Origin of the sequence: Thauera butanivorans NBRC 103042 (genome assembly GCF_001591165.1) — a bacterium.
GTDB classification, from domain to species: Bacteria; Pseudomonadota; Gammaproteobacteria; order Burkholderiales; family Rhodocyclaceae; genus Thauera; species Thauera butanivorans.
The window spans coordinates 1-21,185 of sequence record NZ_BCUG01000026.1 but is presented as its reverse complement, the minus strand read 5'-3'; the positions used below and the strand labels follow the sequence as shown (position 1 = coordinate 21,185).

The window sequence follows — 21,185 nt, the reverse complement described above, 5'->3', positions numbered from 1 at the left end:
ACCGAATCAAGGAGCTGGAACATGTCTACCTATACCGATGAACAGGTCGCCCATCTCGTCGATGGCACCCTGAACTGGGAAACCACCTTCCGCATGCTGTCGATGCCCAAGGACAACAGCCGCTTCGAGCAGTACCTGAAGGCGCTGCAGGCCAAGGTGGGCTTCAAGGAGCGGATCGTGCTGCCGCTGGGTCCGCACCTCCACATCGTGCAGAACGCGAACAAGCAGTGGGTCACCCAGTGCGACTGCGGCCACGCGTTCTGCGACTACCGCGAGAACTGGAAGCTGCACGCGGCGATCTACGTGCGCGACACCGAGGAGGCGATGACCGAGGTCTATCCCAGGCTGATGGCGCCGGACACGCAGTGGCAGGTGTACCGTGAGTACTACTGCCCGAGCTGCGGCACGATGCACGACGTCGAGGCGCCGACGCCGTGGTACCCGGTGATCCACGACTTCGAACCGGACATCGAGGCCTTCTACGAGGAGTGGGTGGGCCTGCCGGTGCCGGAACGCGCCGACTGAGGTCCATGTCGCGGCACGGCGGGCCTGGTGGGGCGCCGTGCCGCTTTCGATTTCGCGAAAGGAGACAGCATGGAAACCTGTGTCGGCAGCGGCATCTACTTCGAGGACACCGCACTCGCACGCTTCATCCGGCACTATGGCCACGTCGACCTCGCCGGCCTGCATGCCTGCGCCGCCGAAGAGCCGGCGCGCTTCTGGGCCGAGGTCGAAGAGGCGCTCGGCCTGCGCTGGACGCGGCCATACCGGCAGGTGCTCGACCTGGACGGCGGGCCGGCCTGGCCGCGCTGGTTCGTCGGCGGAGAACTCGACCTGCACGACAATCTGCTCGGCCGTATAGCACGTGACGACCCAGGACGCCCGGCGCTGTCGTGGGAAGGCGACGACGGCAGCCTGCGGCTGCTCGACTATGCCGCGCTCGACGAGGAAGTGCGGCGGCTCGCGACCGGGCTGGCGGCGCTCGGCGTCGGTCACGGCGAGCGTGTGGCGATGTACCTGCCGATGGTGCCGGAGACGGCGGCCGTGCTGCTTGCCTGCGCCCGCCTCGGTGCCATCGCGCTGCCGCTGTTTTCAGGTTATGGCGCCGACGCGGTGGCGAGCCGGCTGCGGGACAGCGGCGCGAGGCTGCTGGTGTGCGCCGATGCCTATCTGCGCCGCGGGCGCTGGGTCGACATGCTCGGCGAAGCGCGCAGGGCGGCAGCGGACTGCCCGGCGCTCGCCGATCTGCTGGTCGTCGGCCGCAAGGGCGGCGGGGTGGCGCCATCGCAGGGCGCGCGGCGCTGGCGCGAAACCGGCTACCGGGCGCTGATCGCGCGCAGCGCCCCGCAGCAGGGGGCAGCGTCCCACGCCGCCGAGACGCCGCTGATGATCCTGTACACCTCGGGCACGACGGGGCGGCCGAAGGGCGTGATCCACACCCATGCCGGTTTCCCGCTGAAGGCGGCGCAGGACATGATGATGGCCTTCGACCTGGGGGCGGGCGACCGCATCTGCTGGATCACCGACATGGGCTGGATGATGGGCCCCTGGCTGGTGTTCGGCGGCCTGCTGCGCGGCGCCACCCTGATGCTGTTCGAAGGCACGCCCGACCATCCGCGGCCGGATCGCCTGTGGCAACTGGCCGAGCGCCACCACCTCAGCCACCTTGGCCTGTCGCCGACGCTGGTCCGGCTGCTGATGGCCGAAGGTGAGGCGGGGCTGCCGGCACCCGGCGCGCTCGCCGGCCTGCGGATGTTCGGCTCCACCGGCGAGCCCTGGAACGAGGCGCCCTGGCGCTGGCTTTTCGAGCGCGTCGGCGAAGGGCGCTGCCCGATCATCAACTATTCCGGCGGCACCGAGATCGGCGGCGGCATCCTCGGCTGTTTCGCCGGTCTGCCGCAGAAGCCTTGCGGCTTCGCCGGGCCGATTCCGGGAATGGTCGCCGATGTCGTCGATGCCGCCGGGCGGAGCCTGCGCGCGCTGCCGGGCAGCGGCACCGGCGCCGAGGTCGGCGAACTCGTGCTGCGCGCGCCCTGGCCGGGCATGGCGGCCGGCTTCTGGCAGGACGAGGCACGCTACCTCGATGCCTACTGGTCGCGCTTTCCCGGCCTGTGGGTGCATGGCGACTGGGCGCGGGTTGATGCCGGCGGCCACTGGTTCATCGAGGGCCGCAGCGACGATACGCTGAAGATCGCTGGCAAGCGCGTGGGCCCGGCCGAGTACGAATCGGCCCTGGTCGATCATGAGCTGGTCAAGGAGGCGGTCGCGGTCGGCGTGCCCGATCCGCTCAAGGGCGAGACGGTGGTGTGCTTCGTGACGCTGGCGGCAGCCGGAGGCGCGGAGGACTGGGGCGCGTCCGAGCGCGCCCTGCGCGCGCATGTCGGCGAACGCCTCGGCAAGCCGCTGGCGCCTGCCCGGGTGCATCGTGCGGCGGCACTGCCGCGTACGCGCAACGGCAAGATCCTGCGCCGCCTGGTGCGCGCCGTTTATCTCGGCGAGGCGCTGGGCGACCTGAGTTCGCTGGAGGACCCGGCCGCGCTGGAGGCGATCCGTGCCTGCCTTCCGCCGTCCGCGCCGAACGCCTGAAACGTACGGTATTCGAACGCCGGCGGGCGGATGACCGTCCGATTTCCGTACGGCCGTCCGCCCGCCGCAGGGTGTTCCCGCCGTCCATCGGGCTTGCGCCGTCCGCTCCTGCGGCTTGAGATGCCCGAACTGCTGGGCTTCCGCGCGTGTTGCCGGGGGAGATCGCCCGGCACATGGCTCCTGGCATCTGGTTTGCTATGCTTCAGCACGAGCCGCGCGCCGCCGCCGGTACGGTTGCGGCGCGGCTCATCGCGTCGTCGTCCGACGACTCCGACGGCAAGACCCGGAACCGGGGCGGCAGAATCCACAAGGGGCCCATCCCTCTGGCCGCATACAGCGGCCCGCCGCGTCGCGTTTCGCGAGGAGGAGACATTGAACTCATTGCGCATGCCCGACGGGCAGAAGTTTTCCGATCCCTGTAATGATGCTGACGTCATGGATGCGTGGGAGCGCTTCCTCAGCGGTAGCGCCGTGCCCTCCGATGCGCTGCGCAGCCTGGTCGACGGCTCCTGGCAGCGCTGCCAGCGGCACAACGTCGATCCGGACAAGTCCTGTGCGCCGCCGCCGGTGGCGGAGTCCGCGCTGGCCTCGCTCTGCCAGCGCCACAGCGGGCTGCTGCAGGCAAGCGCGCCGGTGATGGCCTGTGCGCGTGATTTTCTCGCCGAGACCGGTACCGTGATGGCGCTTGCCGATACCAGCTCGACCATCCTGACGATGGAGGGAGACAACCCCACCATGGGTTCGGCCGAATCCATCCACCTGCTGCCCGGCGTGTCGTGGAGCGAGCGTATCTGCGGCACCAACGCCATCGGCACCGCGCTCGCCGTGGGCCAGCCGGTGCAGATCCACTCTGCGGAGCACTACTGTGCGGGCATCAAGCGCTGGACCTGTTCGGCCACCGTGATCCGCCACCCGCAGGACGGCGAGATCCTGGGCGTGGTGGACGTGTCGGGATTGTCCGAGACCTACAGCCGCCAGAGCTTGGCGCTGGTCGTCACCACGGCGAGCCGCATCGAGAGCCGGCTGACCCTGCTCGAAATGGAGCGGCGCTACCACCTGCTGGAGGCCGCGCTGCCGCACTGGGCTGGCGGCACCGACGGCGTCGTGCTGTTCGACCACCGTGGTTATCCGATCAAGGCCAACGAAAACGCGCAGGCGGCGATTGCCGCCTTGGGCGCCGATCTCGATCTTGCCGCGCCGCGGCGGATTCCGGCGCTTGCGCTGGAAGGCGGCGGCCAGGCGCTGCCGGCATGGCTGCAGTCTGCATGGTTGCAGCCGGTGAGCCGCCGTGGCGAACGCCTGGGCACCCTGATGATCGTGCCCTTGCCGCGCCTCGGCCGGGCGCGGGCGGCCGGGCCGATGCGTGAGTTGGCCGGGGAGGCCACCGTGCGCAGCCCGCGCGCGACGGAAACGCCTGCCGGCTTCGGCGGCGTCGTCACGGCCGATGCCGGGCTTCGCGAGGCCCTGCGCAAGGCCAGCCAGCTCGCGCGCTCGCGGGTTCCGGTGCTGCTGCTGGGCGAGACCGGAGCAGGCAAGGAGGAGTTCGCGCAGGGCCTGCACAAGGCCAGCCCTTTCAGCGACGGCCCCTATGTGGCCTTGAACTGCGGCGGCCTGTCGCGCGAGCTGCTGGCAAGCGAACTGTTCGGCTATGTCGACGGCGCGTTCACCGGCGCGCGCAAGGGTGGGCTGGTGGGCAAGATCGAGGCGGCCAACGGCGGCACCCTGTTCCTCGACGAGATCGGCGAGATGCCGCTCGACCTGCAGCCGCATCTGCTGCGCGTGCTGGAACAGGGTGAGATCTACCGCCTGGGCGAGAACGTGCCGCGCAAGGTCACATTCCGCCTGGTCGCGGCGACCCATCGCGATCTGCGCCAGGAAGTGGCGGGCGGCCGCTTCCGCATGGATTTCTACTACCGTGTGGCGGTGACCTCGATCCGCATCCCGGCACTGCGCGAGCGCGGCGGCGACGTGCGCCTGCTTGCTGCCCACTTCGTCGAGTTGTTCCGGGAGCGCCATGGGCTGGGGCCGCGCTGGCTCAGCGAGCCGCTACTCGCCGCGCTGGAGGTCTATGCCTGGCCGGGCAATGTGCGCGAACTGCGCAATGTCATCGAGAGCATGCTGCTGATGAGCGAGAGCGAGGTGCTCGGTATCGAGGCCCTGCCGCCGGAACTGAGGGCTGCCGGCGCCGAGCCGGCCGATGAGCACAGGACATCGTTGCCGGCACCTGCCGTGCGCAGCATCGCCACGGGCGAGGCGGAGCTGATCCGCAGCGCCATCTCCGCTACGCGCGGCAATCTGACGAAAGCGGCGCGCGAACTGGACATCGCGAAGAGCACGCTGTACCAGAAGCTGCGGCAGTACGGCTTGGAAAATGAGGTCAAGCGCGAGCGCGGCCGTTAGCAGACGGGGCCAGCAGGGAGGGTGGGGCGGCATTTGCCCCAGAAGGTGCGGCGCGGCAAAGGGCGCGCAGCCCCCTTTGCCGTTGACGGCTGGACCTTGCGGGTTCGGCCGCCGCGTTCAGATGTTCCGGTAAACCTCGGCACCGGATTTCACGAACTCCACTGCCTTGACCTCCATGCCTTTCTTCAGTGCGTCGGCTTCGGCGATGCCCTGGGCGGCGGCGAAGTCGCGCACGTCCTGGGTGATCTTCATCGAGCAGAAGTGCGGTCCGCACATCGAGCAGAAGTGGGCGACCTTGGCCGAATCCTTGGGTAGGGTCTCGTCGTGGAACTCGCGCGCCTTGTCGGGGTCGAGGCCGAGGTTGAACTGGTCTTCCCAGCGGAACTCGAAGCGTGCCTTGCTCAAGGCGTTGTCGCGGATCTGCGCGCCCGGATGGCCCTTGGCCAGGTCGGCGGCGTGGGCGGCGAGCTTGTAGGTGATGATGCCTTCCTTGACGTCCTGCTTGTTGGGCAGGCCCAGGTGCTCCTTGGGCGTGACGTAGCACAGCATCGCGGTGCCGTACCAGCCGATGGTGGCCGCGCCGATGCCGCTGGTGATGTGGTCGTAGCCCGGCGCGATGTCGGTGGTCAGCGGCCCCAGGGTGTAGAAGGGCGCTTCGTGGCACTGCTCGAGCTGCAGGTCCATGTTCTCGCGGATCAGGTGCAGCGGCACGTGGCCCGGGCCTTCGATCATCACCTGCACGTCGTGCTTCCAGGCGATCTGGGTCAGTTCGCCCAGGGTCTTGAGTTCGCCCAGCTGCGCTTCGTCGTTGGCGTCGTAGATCGAGCCAGGGCGCAGGCCGTCGCCGAGGCTGAAGGCCACGTCGTAGGCCTTCATGATCTCGCAGATTTCCTCGAAGCGTTCGTACAGGAAGCTTTCCTTGTGGTGCGCCAGGCACCACTTGGCCATGATCGAGCCGCCGCGGCTGACGATGCCGGTCATGCGGTTGGCGGTCAGCGGCACGTAGCGCAGCCGCACGCCGGCGTGGATGGTGAAGTAATCCACGCCTTGCTCGGCCTGCTCGATCAGGGTGTCGCGGAAGATTTCCCAAGTGAGTTCCTCGGCCTTGCCGTTGACCTTCTCCAGCGCCTGGTAGATCGGCACGGTGCCGATCGGCACCGGGCTGTTGCGGATGATCCACTCGCGGGTTTCGTGGATGTTCTTGCCGGTCGACAGGTCCATCACGGTGTCGCCGCCCCAGCGGATCGCCCAGGTCATCTTGTCGACTTCCTCGCTGATCGAGGAGCCCAGCGCCGAATTGCCGATGTTGGCGTTGATCTTCACCAGGAAGTTGCGGCCGATGATCATCGGCTCGGTTTCGGGGTGGTTGATGTTGTTGGGGATGATGGCGCGGCCGCGGGCGACTTCGTCGCGGACGAATTCGGGCGTGATCTCGGCGACCAGGCTGGCGCCGAAGCTCTGGCCCGGGTGCTGGCGCAGCAGCATCTCGGCCATGCGCTGGCCCTTGGGGCCGGTGGCGCGCAGCGACTCGATGTAGCGGGCGCGGTTCAGGTTCTCGCGGATGGCGATGTATTCCATCTCGGGGGTGATGATGCCGCGGCGGGCGTAGTGCATCTGGGTCACATTGCCACTGAGATTGGCGCCCGCCTTGGCGCGGCGTGGCTTGCGGTGCAGGCCGGGAAAGCGCAATTCGTCGAGCGCCTCGTCGGCGGCGCGCTGGCGGCCGAACTCGGAGGACAGGTCGGGCAGCACTTCGGTGTCGCCGCGCTCCTCGATCCAGCCTTGGCGCAGCGCGGGCAGGCCGGAGCGGATGTCGATCTTCGCGGCCGGGTCGGTGTAGGGGCCGGAACAGTCATAGACGAAGATCGGCGGGTTGGGCTCGGCGCCGAAGGAAGCCGGGGTGTCGCTCTGGGTGATCTCGCGCATCGGCACGCGGATGTCCGGGCGCGAACCTTCGACGTAGATCTTGCGCGAGTTGGGCAGCGGCGCAATGGCGGCTTCGTCGACGTGGGCGGATGAGGCGAGGAATTTTTCCGGGGCGTTCATGATGGGTGTCTCCGTGTTGGGTGTTTGAATCGTGTACTGCAGGATGGAACCGGGAAAACAGGCTGCATCGTCAGCGCGGAATGCGGCGATATGGCGGTGCGGCGGGGAGGGCAGCGGGCGCGCTGCGGACCTTCTCGGTGTGGGGCGCTGGAGGCGCTCAGTCCGAGCCGTTCCGTGCGCGCCACAGCGCGTGGAAGTGATGGACCGGTCCGTGGCCGCTGCCTGCCGCCAACTGGTCTGCATGCGCGATCGCATTCACCAGCCATTGGCGGGCATGGCGTACCGCGGTTTCGACCGGGCGGAAGCCGCCCGCCGTCTGGGGCAGCAGTGCGGCGATGGCCGAGCTCAGCGTGCAGCCGGTACCGTGGGTGTTGCGGGTGTCGATGCGTCGGGCGGGCAGTTCGACCATGCGGTCGCCGTCGAACAGCAGGTCGGTCAACTCGTCGCCCGGCAGGTGGCCGCCCTTCAGCAGCACCCAGCGTTCGGACGACAGCGGCAGCAGTTCGCGCAGGCGCTCGGCGGCGCGGTACATTTCCTTGACCGATTCCGGGGCGCGCTGTTCGAGCAGCACGCCGGCCTCGGGCAGGTTGGGGGTGATCATGAAAGCCCGCGGGAACAGCGCCTCGCGCATCATCGCGATCGCGCTTTTTGCCAGCAGGCTGTCGCCGCTCTTGGCCACCATGACCGGGTCGAGCACGACCCTGGCGGCCTGCCAGTGGGCGAGGCGGTCGGCGACAGCGGCGGTGACTTCGGCGCTGCCGAGCATGCCGATCTTGGTGGCGTGCAAGCGGACGTCGGCGAACAGGGTGTCGATCTGCAGGCGCAGGAAATCGGTCGGCGGTACATGCACACCGGTCACGGCCTGCGTATTCTGCGCGGTCAGTGCCGCGACCACGCCGCAGCCGTAGGCGCCGAGCGCGGAGAAGGTCTTGATGTCGGCGAAGACGCCTGCGCCGCCGGATGGGTCGATGCCGGCGATCGAGACGACGTTCGGAATGTGGGATGGGCTGCCGGCCGCAGCCGCGGATGATGCAGGTGAGTTCATGATTCCGTTTCCCTACGCCGGTGCGAGCCGGATCAGGTTCCAAGGGTGTATCTCAGCCCATGCGCCACGGGCACCCCCAACGAGAGCGGCAGACGATACTGCATGTGCTCGCGTGTGGCAAGGGTCTCAAGATTTCGGCGGCGAAGTCGTTTAGGATCGTACCGATCCGAATCCGGCTGTTTCGATGAAACCGTTCCGTCTCCTTCTGGTGGCTTTGCTGGCCGCCGTGCCCTTGCAGGACGCACTTGCCGCCGACTGGCAACTGGTGCTGAGCGATCGCAGCCGGCGTGTCGAAATCGATCGCGCCAGCATCTTCTCGTCCGACCGCGGCACCAAGGTGTCGTGGGGCAGGGTGGTCCTGGGCAGGGCGGAGGCGGTGTCTTCCGGTTACGCCACGATCAAGGCACTGAACCGCTATGACTGCCAGAACCGGACTTTCGCCACCGTCAAGCGTGTCTATCTGGACGTCGACGACAACATCGTGCGCGAGGAGCCGGTTGCGGATGCGAAGCCCCTGCAGGTGACGCCGGGTTCGGTGGATGAACGGATGTGGCGCGAAGTGTGCGGCCCTCCATCCTCCGCCGACATCCGGAAGGTGGCGGGCGAGATCCAGAAGCTGGCCGAGAAGGCCGGGCCGCAGGCAGTCGCCGCCGAGTCTGCCGAGCGGCCGCAGCCTGCCGGAGAGGCTGCCCGTCCCGGCCCGATCGAGGCGCGCGACGTTTCGGCGCAGCCGCTCCGTGCGATGGATGCGCAGCCACCGCAGGCGTCGATCGTTCCAGGCTTGCCCAGCATCAAACCGGCCAAGCCTGATCCGCAAGCCGTGGAGCGGGAGGCGCCCAGCGCTCCGGAGTCCGCGCCGCAGCGCCAGGCCGGGCGTCCTGCGCCTGCAGCTGCCGTGCAGAAAGCGAAGCCGGGCGTTGCGCGCAAAGCGCCCGTGAGCGAGACGGCCAGGCCGGGCTCCACGCCGCCGGCCCGGCCGTCAGCGGGAACGGGGCAGGCGCTCGCGGCGAAGCCGGCGGGCGAGGTGGCAGAGGATGATCCACTGGAGGCGCTGCTGCAGGCCCAGCGCAGCAAACCGGTTGGGCCGGGCTGGAGCTACGACGGCGACACCGGCCCCGAAGCCTGGGGGCGGCTGCGGCCCGACTGGCGCATCTGCAGCGAGGGGCAGCGCCAGTCGCCGATCGATCTGCGCGAAGGCCTGGCAGTCGATCTGGCCCCGGTCAAGTTCCATTACCACGCCAGCGGCTTCCGCATCAGCGATACGGGCAACCTGCTGCAGGTCGATGTCGGCGGCGGCATGGGCATGGAGGTGCGGGGCGTCCGCTACGAACTCGAGCGCTTCACGCTTCACCGCCCGTCGCAGGAGCGCATCGGCGGCATGGCCTACGACATGGCGATGTACCTCGAACATCGCAGCGCCGGCGGCGACATCGCGATGCTGGCCGTGCAACTGACGGTCGGCACGGAGCCCAACGCGCTGCTGCAGACGCTGTGGAACAACCTGCCACTCGATCGCGGCCGCGAGTACGTGCCCGATGCGGCCATCGATCTGGCCACCTTCGTGCCGTCCGATCCAGCCCATTTCCTTTACCTGGGCTCGTTGCCGACGCCGCCCTGCACCGAGGACGTGGTGTGGGTGGTGATGAAGACGCCGGTGGAGATGAGTGCCGATCAACTCGCCATCTTCAGCCGCCTTTATGCGCGCAATACGCGGCCGATCCAGCCGACCAACGGCCGCCTGGTGCTCGAGTCGCGTTGAGTTCGCGTGCCTGGCATGTGCGGTTTCGCTTGCCGTGCTTCGTCCGCGATCCATTCCCGTCGTGGGGCATCAACTGCGTTAGAATGACGCGGTTTTGCCACAATGGACGGCGTTTAAAATCAGCGTCCGCCAAGAGTCCGCCTATTTTCGCCGGGAGCACTTGATGAACTTCGAAAAAGCACGCTTCAACATGGTCGAGCAGCAGATCCGCCCCTGGGAGGTGCTGGATCAGGGCGTGCTCGATCTCCTGATGACGGTCAAGCGCGAGGAATTCGTGCCGGCGGAGGCACGTGCGTTGGCATTCGCCGATGTCGAGATCCCGATCGGCTGTGGCCAGGTGATGCTGAAGCCGGTCATCGAAGGCAAGGTGCTGCAGGCGCTGCAACCGGCGAAGTCCGACTCCGCGCTCGAGATCGGCTCCGGCTCCGGCTTCTTCGCCGCCCTGCTGGCCGCGCGCTGCGAATGGGTGCGGACGATGGAAATCGAGCCCGAACTGGTCAGGCTCGCTTCCGCCAACCTGGCGCGCAATGGCGTCGAGAACGTCATCGTCGCCCAGGGCGACGGCATCGACGGCTGGCCCGAGCGCGCGCCCTACGACGTGATCGTCGTTTCGGGCGGCGTGCAGTATGTGCCGCAGGCGCTGCTGGAGCAGCTCAAGGTCGGTGGCCGGCTGTTCGCCTTCGTCGGCGAGGCCCCGGTGATGAAGGCCCGCCTGATCACCTGCGAAGGTGAAGGGCGCTTCCGCACCGAAGACATCTTCGAAACCGTCGTGCCGATGCTGCAGAACGCATCGCGCCGCGACAGCTTCAGCTTCTGAGCTGCCGCCGATGCGACAGATCGGCCCGCGCGACCTGGCGGAGCGCCTGAATGATGCATCCCGGGAAGCGCCGCTGCTGCTCGACGTGCGCGAGCCCTGGGAGTTCGAACTGTGCCGCGTCGACGGTTCGGTGCCGATGCCGATGGGCAGCGTGCCTGCGCGTCTTGCCGAACTGGATCGTGAGCGCGAGACGATCGTGATCTGCCACCACGGCGGGCGCAGCGCTCAGGTGTGCATGTTCCTCGAGCACCAGGGCTTCACCAGGGTCATCAACTTGGCAGGCGGCGTTGCCGGCTGGGCGGCACAGGTCGATCCGGGCATGCCGCAATACTGAGCGGCAGCCTGTCTCCGGAGGCTCGAGTGAATCGCATCTTGGCAATCTGTCTGTCCGTGCTGTTTTCAGGTGGCGCCCTGGCGGCCGATCTGATGCAGATGTATCAGGAGGCGCTGGCGAACGACGCGAAATTTTCCGCTGCTCGCGCGCAGTTCGAGGCAGGGCAGGAAAGGGTGGCACAGGGGCGCGCCGGCCTGTTGCCGCAGATCGGCCTCAATGCCGATGCAAGCTGGAACGACAGCGAGATCGAGGCCCGCGCCGGCAGGACGTCCGGCGACTACGACAGTCGTGGCTACGGCGTCCAGCTCACCCAGCCATTGTTCCGCTGGCAGAACTGGGTGCAGTTCAAGCAGGGCGAACTGCAGACCGCGCTTGCCGGCGCCCAGTTCGATGCGCAGCGGCAGGAACTGGTGCTGCGCGTCGCCGAAGCCTATTTCGACGTGCTCAACGCCCAGGATGCGGTGGAAGCGGTGAGCCAGCTGCGCACCGCGGCGGGTGAGCAGCTGGAACTGGCCAGGACCAGCTTCGAAGTCGGTACGGTGACGATCACCGATGTGCATGAGGCGCAGTCGCGCTTCGATCTCGCCTCGGCGCAGGAAATCGCTGCGCAGAACCAGCTCGAAGTGGCGCGCCAGGTGTTGGCGCAGATCATCGGCAGGCAGCCCGACACGCTTGCCGGTCTGCGCGAAGGCGTCGCGCTGCAGCGGCCGCAGCCGGACAGCATCGCCGATTGGGTGAATGCCGCCGAGGCGGGCAACTTGGGCGTGCAGGCGCAGCAACTGGTGCGCGAGATTGCCGCGCGCGAAGTCGAGCATGCCCGGGCCGGGCATCTGCCCACGGTGGATCTGATCGCCTCGCATGGCGTGATCCATCGGCCGCAACTGGCGACCGACCGCAATGAAAGCACGACCATCGGCGTGCAGCTCAACATGCCGCTGTATGCGGGCGGGCGCGTGTCTTCGGTGACGCGCGAGGCCGCTGCGCTGCGCATGAAGGCCGATGCCGACCTGGAGGATGCCCGCCGCAGCGCAGCCCTGGCGGCCCGCCAGTCCTGGCTCGGCGTCACCAGCGGCATGGCCGAGGTGAGGGCGCTGGAGGCCGCCAGGATTTCGTCGGCATCGGCGCTCGAAGCCAACAAGCTCGGCTACGAAGTCGGGGTGCGCATCAACATCGACGTGCTGAACGCCCAGACCCAGCTTGCCGATACGCTGCAGCGCTTGTCGCGGGCGCGCTACGACACGCTGCTGGCGCAACTGCGGCTGAAGGCGGCGGCCGGCACGCTTGGCGAGGACGACGTCCGCGCCATCAACGCCCTGCTGGCGCCTTGAGCGCCGCCATTCAGGCTTTCAATCCTTCGAGCATTTCCAGCGTGCGCGCGGTCGCGCCGCGGTCGGCTGCGGCGAAAGCCTTGCCGGCAACGGCCATGGCATGGCGCGAGGCTTCGTCGTCCAGCAGTGCAAGCCCCATGCGGATGCCGTCATCCGCATCCGTGGCGCGCTGCGCCGCGCCCGCGCGGATCGCCTGTTCGGCGGCAGCGGCGAAATTGAAAGTGTGCGGGCCGACGACGACCGGCGTGCCCACGGCGCAGGCCTCGATCAGGTTCTGGCCGCCGAAGGGCAGCCAACTGCCGCCGATCAGCGCCACGTCGGCTGCCGCGTAATAGACGAACATTTCGCCCATCGAGTCGCCCAGCCAGACGCGGGTGTCGCCGGCGACCGGCGCGTCGTCCGAGCGTCGCTGCAGCTTCAGGCCGTGGCGGGCCACCAGCCGTGCCGCGTCGTCGAAACGCTGCGGGTGGCGTGGCACGAGCACGAGCAGCACGTCGGGCGGGGCGAGGCGGGCGAAGGCGCCGAGCAGCAGTTCTTCTTCGCCGTCGCGGGTGCTGGCGGCGAGCAGCACGGGCCGGTTGCCGATGCGCGTGCGGAAAAGCTTGGTGCGAGCGCTGATATCCTCGGGCGGGGTGATGTCGAACTTGATGTTGCCGGTGACCAGCACGCGGCGGGCGCCGAGCGCGGACAGGCGCGCCGCATCGGCTGCGGTCTGGGCGCCGATCGCGCTCAGTGCGCCCATCGTCAGCGCGCTCAGTGCCGGCAGGCGGGCGTAGCGCTTCGCCGAGCGTTCCGAAAGCCGGGCGTTGGCGAGCATCACCGGGATCCTGCGCTGCCGGCAGGCGGCGAGCAGGTTGGGCCACAGCTCGGTTTCCATGATCACGCCGAACTGGGGGCGGAAGTGGCGCAGGAAGGCGTGCGCGAAGCAGCCGAGGTCATAAGGCAGGTAGCAGCGCAGCACGCGCGCATTGCCGTTGAACAGGTTCTGCGAGGTTTCGCGCCCGGTCGGCGTCATGTGGGTGAGCAGGATGCTGTGCTCGGGCCAGCGCTGCAGCAATGCCTTGACCAGCGGTTCGGCGGCACGGGTCTCGCCGACCGACACTGCGTGCACCCAGATGACCTGGGTCGGCGCCCGCACCGCGTAGTGGCCGAAGCGCTCGCGGAGGTGCCTGAGATAGCCCGGCTGGCGCCGTCCGCGCCAGACGAAGCGCAACAGCACGAGAGGCAGGGCAAGAATCCACAGCAGCGTGTAGGGAAGGCGGGTCAGCATCGAATCGGGTGATGAATCGGTCACGCAAGTATAAGCAAGGATGACGGCATCGGTGTTTCAACGGCGCGGCATGGCACGGCGGCATGCGATAATCGAAGCCCTTCGGATTTCCTGCTTTTTTCTGAGAGCCTCATGAGAGTTCTTGTCACTGGTGCCGCCGGCTTCATCGGTATGCACGCCTCCCTGCGTCTGCTCGAGCGTGGCGACGAAGTCGTCGGCCTCGACAATCTCAATGATTACTACGACCCGACGCTGAAGGAGGCACGTCTCGCCCGCCTGACGCCGCACGCGGGTTTCCGCTTCGTCAAGATGGACGTGGCCGACCGCGCCGGCATGGAGCGGCTGTTCGCCGAGGAAAGGTTCGACCGCGTGATCCATCTCGCCGCCCAGGCCGGCGTGCGCTACTCGCTGCAGAACCCCCATGCCTACATCGACAGCAACGTCGTCGGCTTCATGAACATCCTCGAAGGCTGCCGCCACGCCAGGGTGCGGCACCTGGTCTACGCGTCCAGCTCCAGCGTCTATGGCGGCAACACCAGGATGCCGTTCTCCGAGGCCGACAGCGTCGACCATCCGGTCAGCATCTACGCCGCGACCAAGAAGGCCAACGAGCTGATGGCCCACACCTACAGCCACCTGTACGGCCTGCCGACCACCGGCCTGCGCTTCTTCACCGTGTATGGCCCGTGGGGCCGGCCGGACATGGCGCTGTTCCTGTTCACCAAGGCGATTCTCGAAGGGCGGCCGATCGACGTCTTCAACCACGGCAGGATGAAGCGCGACTTCACCTTCGTCGATGACATCGTCGAAGGCGTGATCCGCACGCTGGACCGCACTGCCGAGCCGGATCCCGCGTTCGATTCGGACGCCCCCCATCCGGGCCGCGGCAAGGCGCCGTTCCGGGTGTTCAACATCGGCAACAACAATCCGGTGGAGCTGATGGCTTTCGTCGAGGCCATCGAAGAGGCGCTGGGCACGACGGCGCAGAAGAACTTCATGCCGCTGCAGGACGGCGACGTGCCGGCCACCTATGCCGACACCGATGCGCTGAACGAGTGGACCGGCTTCGCACCGGCCACCAGCGTCAAGGACGGGGTGGGGCGCTTCGTCGCCTGGTACCGCGACTACCATCGCGTCTGAGCGCCCGCGCCGGACGATGAAGGCCCGCCCACCCGTGCCTGCCGCGGGGGCGGGCTTTCCTTTTGGGGCTACTTGCTCTTGATCATCGTGCCGACGCCGTGGTCGGTGAGGATTTCGAGCAGCAGGCAGTGTTCGACGCGGCCGTCGATGATATGCACCGACTTCACGCCGTTGCGCGCCGCGTCCAGCGCCGAGCCGATCTTGGGCAGCATGCCGCCGGACAGCGTGCCGTCGGCGACCAGTTCGTCGATCTCGCGCGGCGTCAGGCCGGTCAGCAGCCTGCCGCTCTTGTCGAGCACGCCCGGCGTGTTGGTCAGCAGCACCAGCTTCTCGGCCTTCAGGATCTCGGCCAGCTTGCCGGCGACCACGTCGGCGTTGATGTTGTAGGTCTCGCCTTCTTCGCCGACGCCGATCGGCGCGATCACCGGGATGAAATCGCCCTTGTCGAGGAAGGAAATCAGGCTCGGGTCGATGCTGATGATCTCGCCGACCTGGCCGACGTCGACCAGATCGCCCGCCGGCGCGTCGAGTTTCTGCATCAGCAGCTTCTTGGCGCGGATGAAGCTGGCGTCCTTGCCGGTCAGGCCCACCGCCTTGCCGCCGGCCTGGTTGATCAGGTTGACGATTTCCTTGTTGACCTGGCCGCCCAGCACCATCTCGACCACTTCCATGGTCTCGGCGTCGGTGACGCGCATGCCCTGGACGAACTCGCCCTTCTTGCCGACGCGGGCCAGCAGGTTCTCGATCTGCGGGCCGCCGCCGTGCACCACGACAGGATTGAGGCCGACGAGCTTGAGCAGCACGACGTCGCGGGCGAAGCAGTCCTTCAGCTTCGGATCCGTCATCGCGTTGCCGCCGTATTTGATGACGATGGTCTTGTCGAAGAAGCGCTTGATGTAGGGCAGGGCCTCGGCGAGGATTTCGGCCTTGCGGGCGGGGCTGACGGTGTCGGCGGCTTGGGTGTCGGTCATGGGGCGTCCTCGGTTGCAGTGCGGATGAAGGCCGCCAGTTTACTGCGCTCCCCGTCGTTTGGCGCGTGATCACCGATGGCTGTTGCAGGAAAGCCGACAGGCCCGTTCCCCTGCCTTGGCACAGGGGAAACGGGCCTGTCTGCCCGCGCGCGCGCCCTCAGTCGATGCTCAGCCGCTTGGCCTGGGCTTCGGCCTTCTTCGGCAGCGACAGTTCGAGGACGCCGTCGTTGAATCTGGCGGACGCCTTCTCCTCATCGATTTCCTGGCCGAGCTGGAAGCTGCGCGACACCTTGCCGAAGTAGCGCTCGGTGCGCAGGACTTTCTCGCCTTCCTTGACTTCCTTCTCCTGCTTGCGTTCGGCACTGATCGATACCACCGGGCCGTCGATGTGGACGTGGATGTCCTCCTTTTTCATGCCGGGCAGTTCGGCATGGACTTCGTAACCAGTATTGGTTTCCTTGACGTCGACACGCATCTGCGGCGCTTCGCTGCCGGCGCTGGCGAGTGCGCCACCACCGAAGTCCACCGGGCGGACGAAGAAGCCGCGGAAGAAATCTTCCAGCGGATCGACACGACGGGTCAGATTGTTGCTCATCGCTTGCTCTCCTTCTGCTTGAGTTGGCCGGCAGTCTTTCCGGTCTCGATACGAATATGGGAGCACGCGGCCATGATTCAAGAGGGAGACACGAAGGGATTGGCGGACTCCGGTCTATCATGCGGGCCACGACTGACGGAGAGAGGTTCGAGCTTCATGGAGCACGTTGTGAATGAGACGCCGCCGGGCAATGTCTGCCCGCGCTGCGGGGCCGTTTTCAGCTGTGGGATGCGGGCCGGCGAGGAGGTGTGCTGGTGCGTCGCTTTTCCGCCGGCTTTTGCGGTGCCGGCGGTGGAGACCGTGCCCGACACCGGGGCGTGCTACTGCCCGGCCTGTCTGGCCGAACTCGTTGCCGCCAAGGAGCGGGCAGCGGCCGGTTAGCCTCTTCGGCAGGCCGGCGGATGCGAATTTGCCGCCTGTGCGGCGGCCTTGCGCGCTTCGATGGCCGGAACGGAAACGGACAGGCTCATTCCCGCGGGGAAGGCGGCCGGTAGCGCCGATGGATTTCCTGGCGTGCCAGCGCGTTGTCGATCTGCTGCTGATCGGCGCCGATCTCGCGCAGCATCTGCTCGGTGATCGGCACCCCGTCGCGCAGCCAGTCGTCGATCTTCCAGTACTTGCGACGCCCATGCTCGGGCAGTTTCCATATCTCCTGCCGGTCCAGAGCCTGGAGGACCTGTTCGTCATTGGCGCCGATCTCGCGCAGCATCTGTTCGGTGAAAGGCACGCCATCGTTGAGCCAGCGGCCGATCTGGCGGCCGGGCATCGGCGGCAGGACTTCCTCGTCATACCACTTGAGCACGCGGCGCACGGTATCGTCGTCCGCGCCGTGCTCGCGCAGCAACGCTTCGGTGATGTCGGTCTTGGCGCGCAGCCAGCGGCTGAGAAGGCGATCATCAAATTGAGGAAAGCGGATGCCGCGCTCGATGAACGCGCGTTTGAGGCGGGCATAGCAGCGGCCTTCGTTGCGCGTCTCCTTCAGGTCGATGCCGTTGAGTGCGGCCGCAAGAAGATGGATGTACATCCAGTCGTCCTCGACCGGGTTGTTCATGCGGAAGCGTCCGCCCAGGCGTATCCGGGTTCTTGCATGCACGTCGGCGCCCAGCCCGATCAGGTGTAGCGCGGCTTCGCAGTGGCCGCGCGTACCCGCATACGTCAGAACAGAGCGCCCATAGGGAGGCTTGTCCCTGAGGTCGATGTCCGCGCCGCGCTCGATGAACAGGCGGAACAGCGGCCCGTCGCCGCGGCCCAGGTCCATGGTCTCGAAGAAGATCGGATAGACCAGCCCCTTCTGGTTGGGATCGGCGCCGAAGTCGAACAGCAGCGTGGCCATCCTGAGGTCGCCGAGATTGACAGCGTAGAACAAAGGCGATCTTTTCTGGAGCGGATTGCGTCCGCGTGGCCACGCAGGAACGTGATAGTTGGGATCGGCCCCGTGCTCCAGCAGCCATCGTGCCGACGTGTGCTGCTTGTTGCGCACGGCCAGGATCAGCGGCGTCAGGTGGTAGGTGGCGCCGGGCCGGTCGATCAGGTGGCGAACCGAATCGGGATCGAGCACGTGGACGCGCCCTTCGAGCACGGCGAGCACGAAGGCGCGCTGTTCGGGGTCGGGAAACTCCAGGGGCAGTTCGACCTTGAAGGCGCCAAAGTGCATGATGTCCATGTTTCTGTCCTTGTCCCAGGCGGGGCGTTCGCAGGCGGTCAAGAGGCCCAGGGCCAGCAGGGCGGCGAGCAGGCGGGCGAGCAGGCTCATCGGCCGCCCCCGAGCGGCGGCAGCCGGCTGCCCGGCCGGTCCGCGCCCAGTTCGCGGTCGATGACGGCCAGCGCGGCGGCCTTGCGCGCTTCGATGGCGTCGATGAGTTCGCCCATCGAATGGGTGTTTGCAGATCGGGGCGGCAGTTCGAACACGGTGTCGCCCACCGGGCGGGCGACACGCCTGACCGGCTCCCCCTGCACCCACTGATGGAGACGGTCCAGGAGGCCGAGCCTGAAGTTGCGCGAAGCCGCATCCAGAGGCCCGCTGACGTAGTCGAAATGGGTGCGGTAGCGGGTGCCCAGCGGGCCGCCATGTTCGATGGTGCGCTCGCCCTCGCTGAAGCGGTAAGGCGTCATCGGCGACAGCGTGGCCGGGTTGAAGGAGACGAAGGGGCGATTGCCGATGATGCCCGCCGCGCCGGCCTGGCCGCCGCCCTTGCTGTGGCCGGCGAAGGTGACGCGCTCGGCGTATTTGTCCCCACTCTCCTGGATGCTCTCGCCCAGGGTCATCGCGGCATCGTACTGGGCGGTCTGTTCGCCCACGCCCTGCGGCACATTGGTCAGCACCATGTCCTTGTGCGCCTTGCTTTCCGGGTCGTTCAGGCTGCCGTCCAGCTCGGTGCCGCGAAAGGCGATGGTGACTTCCCCGGTCAGTTCGTCGTAGTAGGGGGCGGCGTAGTAGTTGGTATCGTTGTTGATCCAGAGTTCGTCATCGTTGAGCATTTCTTCCGGCAGCAGGCCCAGATCGCGGAACTCCTCCCGGCGCAGGTTGAGCATGGCCTCGGGGGCGTTGTGCGCGGGGTCGCCGTCCAGGCCGGCGTTGCCGCCGAAGGTCCGGGGGTCGTCCGCCTTGGCGCCATACACGGCCAGGCTGGCCTCGGCGCGGCGCACGTCGCGGTTCAGGCGCTCCAGTTCGTCGGCCGCCCCGGCCAGCGCGTCGTGGCGCATCTGGTTGGCCGGCAGGCCGGTGCGCTTGCGCCAGTCCGCCACGCTCTCGCCCGGCCTGCGTTCGGCATCGGCAAGCAGGTCGCGCGCGGCTTCGATCTTCATCTCGCGCTCGGCCAGCCGCCGGGCCTTGGCGTCCAGATGCGGGCAGCAGCGGTGCACCGGCGAACCTTGGAGGATGCGGCAGCCGCAGGTGGCCACCGTGGCGTACTGCATGGCCACCGGCTGGCCGTCGATCTTGAAGAAGAAGCAGCCGTTCTTGAGCGTGGCGCCCGAGTGGCCTTTCTTCTCACACTCGTAAGGATCGCCCACGATGGCGGTGGGCTGTGTGTCGGAGAGGTTGCGGTGGCTGCGGGGCCGGGTCTGGATGAAGCCCTTGGGGCCCCGGTCACCGTTGCGGGCTACGTGCGGCATGGGACGGCTCCGGAGAATGGGCATGGTGGAGGCGGCGGCGCAGGGCCGCGCCGCGCAGGCTTTGAGCCTGGGTGAAACCCAGGGCGAACGCGCAGTCGAGCAGGCTTTCGGAAATCTCCACCGCATACAGATTGCTCAGTTGCGGGCCGGCGGCCTGGGCCAGGCTGTGGAATTCCGCCCAGTGGCCGCACAGGCGGACGATGTCCGGGTTGGCCGGGGCGGGCTGCCCGTGCGATACCGGCAGCAACACGTGCTGGCGCGTCCAGCGCGACAGCACCTCGGCGATGATGGAGAGGGTTTCCGCCTGCCACCAGGCGCGGCGCTGGACAGGCGCCCATCCGGCCAGGCGCAGCAGGCTCGCGGCCAGCCAGGCGTCGAGCTGATCGAGCAGGCCGCTGCGCGCGGGCAGCCCGCCAGCGTCGAGCATCAAGCGGGCAATGAGCAGGGCCTCCACGCAGGGCTGCTCTTCCTGCTCCAGGCCTTGTGCGGCGCCAGGAAGCAGCTGGGAGACGATGAAGGTGAAACGGCCGGCATGTGGGTGAGTGCCTTGCGGGCGCAGTTCGGCATACCCGGACAGCCACTGCGGCAAGGGCAGGAGTGTGCCGTTCATGGATACGCCTCTGGCGAATCGTCCTCCAGCTGGCGCAGCCAGCCGGCCAGACGCGCAATGGATTCGGCCTGCCTATGGATGAGTGCCGAGCTGATCAGCGTAGATCCCAGTTCGTCCGCCAAGCGCCGGACGATGAAATCGGCCGGCTGATGGGCTGCGCGAGGGGTGTCCATATGCGGGCTTGCAAGCAGGTCGGTAAGCGCCGTTTCGACACTTTCAAGCAAGGGGTCGTCGTGCACTGCACGGTGCCAGCCGGGGTGCTTGCACTGCGCCAGGCAGGCATGGACGATCTCGCGCTGGCATGGGCCATCCGGGCGGATCCGCCAGGAGGGTGTGCCGTGAGAGGGCAGCATGGCGACCAGATAGGCCGCCAGCGCGGCCGGTACGCCGAGGTACTGGAGCTGGGCGAGCCATTCTTCGTATGGCATGAATTCGGCAGGCGGGGGGAATGGAAGCGAGGCCATGCTCAGGTGCGCGAAATGGATCGTCTCTTCAAAACGACAGGATCAAGGCTTTTTCCAGTTGACTGGCGTCCGGCCCGTTCAGGACGCGGCTGCCCAGGCCGAGCATGCTGCTGGCCCCCCCGAGCATCCCCGCTACGTCGCCGCTGGACAGGGCGCCCGCCATGCTCGCCACCTGCTGGGCCGTTCCCAGCAACTGGCTTGCAGCACGAAATACGTCTCCCGCGCCTCCCGAAGCCAGGCCGGAGAGCAGGGAAAGGCCGTTGTCGGCCGCCGGTGCCGGCGGCGGAGGCGTGCTGATGGCGCCTTCGGCATGCACGATATCTTGTCCCTGGATATGCACCTGCACCCCGACGATCTTGATCGTGCCGTCGCTGTCCATGGAAATCATCGATTTGCCGCAGGTGATCTGCACCCGCTCCCCGGCATTGAGGTTCAGTTCTTTTCCAGCCTGAATCTGCTTGGCCGTGCCGACGGTTTCCATCGACATGCCCAATACGGCGGTGTTCATGACCCCGCCCACGTTGATCGAATACAGGGCGCCCACGTTGGTGATGTGGAGCAGTCCGGTCGAGTCGATGGCAGTCAGCCCTACGGTGGAGGTGTCGTTACGTGAAACCGTGCTCTTGCGCGATGCACCGATGCGCACGGTTTCATCCGCTCCGACCTTCGTCTTGCGGTTCTTGCCGACGCTGACCGATTCGTTGTT

General features: G+C 67.5%; 19 protein-coding genes and 1 riboswitch. Of the genes, 9 read left to right on the top strand and 10 right to left on the bottom strand.

The annotated features are described in order from the left end of the window. Window positions 1-21: 21 nt before the first annotated feature. The 3 genes from TBU01S_RS11990 (at window position 22) to TBU01S_RS11980 (ending at window position 4,986) form a co-directional block, all read left to right on the top strand. Window positions 22-525: an acetone carboxylase subunit gamma gene (locus TBU01S_RS11990; RefSeq protein WP_068636865.1), complete on the top strand. Its 504-nt coding sequence runs from the start codon at window positions 22-24 to the stop codon at window positions 523-525. A gap of 69 nt (window positions 526-594) precedes the next feature. After that, window positions 595-2,586 carry an AMP-binding protein gene (locus TBU01S_RS11985; protein WP_068636864.1) on the top strand — a complete coding sequence of 664 codons (1,992 nt, stop codon included), beginning with the start codon at window positions 595-597 and terminating at the stop codon, window positions 2,584-2,586. A 372-nt stretch (window positions 2,587-2,958) separates the two neighbouring features. Next, window positions 2,959-4,986: a sigma-54-dependent Fis family transcriptional regulator gene (locus TBU01S_RS11980; RefSeq protein ID WP_245650906.1), complete on the top strand. Its 2,028-nt coding sequence runs from the start codon at window positions 2,959-2,961 to the stop codon at window positions 4,984-4,986. A gap of 117 nt (window positions 4,987-5,103) precedes the next feature. Here the strand turns inward: TBU01S_RS11980 and thiC are convergent, their stop codons facing one another. Continuing rightward, window positions 5,104-7,032 (bottom strand): phosphomethylpyrimidine synthase ThiC, encoded by a 1,929-nt coding sequence (thiC, locus tag TBU01S_RS11975; RefSeq protein ID WP_068636862.1) that lies wholly within the window; start codon window positions 7,030-7,032, stop codon window positions 5,104-5,106. Window positions 7,033-7,189: 157 nt separating this feature from the next. Further along, a complete protein-coding gene (thiD, locus tag TBU01S_RS11970; protein WP_068636861.1) occupies window positions 7,190-8,077 on the bottom strand; it encodes a bifunctional hydroxymethylpyrimidine kinase/phosphomethylpyrimidine kinase in 888 nt (295 codons plus the stop codon). Then, a riboswitch (TPP riboswitch) is annotated at window positions 8,070-8,165 on the bottom strand. (Overlaps the previous gene by 8 nt.) Before the next feature lie 96 nt (window positions 8,166-8,261). Here thiD and TBU01S_RS24780 point away from each other — a divergent pair. From TBU01S_RS24780 to TBU01S_RS11950, 4 genes are all read left to right on the top strand, one after another. Next, on the top strand, window positions 8,262-9,836 hold the full coding sequence (locus tag TBU01S_RS24780; protein ID WP_068636860.1) for a carbonic anhydrase: 1,575 nt from the start codon (window positions 8,262-8,264) through the stop codon (window positions 9,834-9,836). Between the two features lie 163 nt (window positions 9,837-9,999). Beyond that, a complete protein-coding gene (locus tag TBU01S_RS11960; protein WP_068636859.1) occupies window positions 10,000-10,653 on the top strand; it encodes a protein-L-isoaspartate O-methyltransferase family protein in 654 nt (217 codons plus the stop codon). A gap of 10 nt (window positions 10,654-10,663) precedes the next feature. Then, on the top strand, window positions 10,664-10,987 hold the full coding sequence (locus TBU01S_RS11955; RefSeq protein ID WP_068636858.1) for a rhodanese-like domain-containing protein: 324 nt from the start codon (window positions 10,664-10,666) through the stop codon (window positions 10,985-10,987). Between the two features lie 26 nt (window positions 10,988-11,013). Then, the gene (locus tag TBU01S_RS11950) at window positions 11,014-12,315 is read left to right on the top strand and encodes a TolC family outer membrane protein (protein ID WP_068636857.1); all 1,302 of its coding nucleotides are present in this window, start codon (window positions 11,014-11,016) and stop codon (window positions 12,313-12,315) included. Between the two features lie 10 nt (window positions 12,316-12,325). Here TBU01S_RS11950 and waaA read toward each other — a convergent pair whose 3' ends face one another. Next, entirely contained in the window at window positions 12,326-13,585 is a 1,260-nt protein-coding gene (waaA, locus tag TBU01S_RS11945; protein WP_068636856.1) for a lipid IV(A) 3-deoxy-D-manno-octulosonic acid transferase, read from the bottom strand. Between the two features lie 132 nt (window positions 13,586-13,717). On the opposite strand from waaA, the gene TBU01S_RS11940 reads away from it, so the two are divergent. Then, window positions 13,718-14,725, top strand: a complete 1,008-nt coding sequence (locus TBU01S_RS11940) for an NAD-dependent epimerase (protein ID WP_068636855.1) — start codon at window positions 13,718-13,720, stop codon at window positions 14,723-14,725. Between the two features lie 68 nt (window positions 14,726-14,793). On the opposite strand, the gene argB is transcribed toward TBU01S_RS11940, so the two are convergent. Together argB and TBU01S_RS11930 are read right to left on the bottom strand one after the other, a co-directional pair. After that, a complete protein-coding gene (argB, locus tag TBU01S_RS11935) occupies window positions 14,794-15,696 on the bottom strand; it encodes an acetylglutamate kinase (protein ID WP_068636854.1) in 903 nt (300 codons plus the stop codon). A gap of 157 nt (window positions 15,697-15,853) precedes the next feature. Continuing rightward, window positions 15,854-16,291 carry an Hsp20/alpha crystallin family protein gene (locus TBU01S_RS11930; RefSeq protein ID WP_068636853.1) on the bottom strand — a complete coding sequence of 146 codons (438 nt, stop codon included), beginning with the start codon at window positions 16,289-16,291 and terminating at the stop codon, window positions 15,854-15,856. A gap of 72 nt (window positions 16,292-16,363) precedes the next feature. On the opposite strand from TBU01S_RS11930, the gene TBU01S_RS11925 reads away from it, so the two are divergent. Further along, on the top strand, window positions 16,364-16,672 hold the full coding sequence (locus TBU01S_RS11925) for a cysteine-rich CWC family protein (protein ID WP_369404205.1): 309 nt from the start codon (window positions 16,364-16,366) through the stop codon (window positions 16,670-16,672). 85 nt (window positions 16,673-16,757) lie between these two features. On the opposite strand, the gene TBU01S_RS11920 is transcribed toward TBU01S_RS11925, so the two are convergent. The 5 genes from TBU01S_RS11920 to TBU01S_RS11900 all read right to left on the bottom strand — a co-directional run. Continuing rightward, on the bottom strand, window positions 16,758-18,044 hold the full coding sequence (locus TBU01S_RS11920) for an ankyrin repeat domain-containing protein (RefSeq protein WP_068636852.1): 1,287 nt from the start codon (window positions 18,042-18,044) through the stop codon (window positions 16,758-16,760). Next, window positions 18,041-19,405, bottom strand: a complete 1,365-nt coding sequence (locus TBU01S_RS11915; protein WP_157659135.1) for a Tle-like phospholipase domain-containing protein — start codon at window positions 19,403-19,405, stop codon at window positions 18,041-18,043. Before TBU01S_RS11915 ends, TBU01S_RS11920 begins: the two co-directional genes overlap by 4 nt. Further along, window positions 19,380-20,015, bottom strand: coding sequence for a hypothetical protein (locus TBU01S_RS11910; protein WP_068636850.1), 636 nt, complete (start codon window positions 20,013-20,015; stop codon window positions 19,380-19,382). The genes TBU01S_RS11915 and TBU01S_RS11910 overlap by 26 nt, the downstream gene beginning before the upstream one ends. Continuing rightward, the gene (locus TBU01S_RS11905) at window positions 20,012-20,443 is read right to left on the bottom strand and encodes a hypothetical protein (protein WP_157659134.1); all 432 of its coding nucleotides are present in this window, start codon (window positions 20,441-20,443) and stop codon (window positions 20,012-20,014) included. Before TBU01S_RS11905 ends, TBU01S_RS11910 begins: the two co-directional genes overlap by 4 nt. Window positions 20,444-20,507: 64 nt before the next feature. Then, the coding region (locus tag TBU01S_RS11900; protein WP_439654546.1) for a bacteriophage T4 gp5 trimerization domain-containing protein at window positions 20,508-21,185 on the bottom strand (678 nt) is incomplete at its 5' end.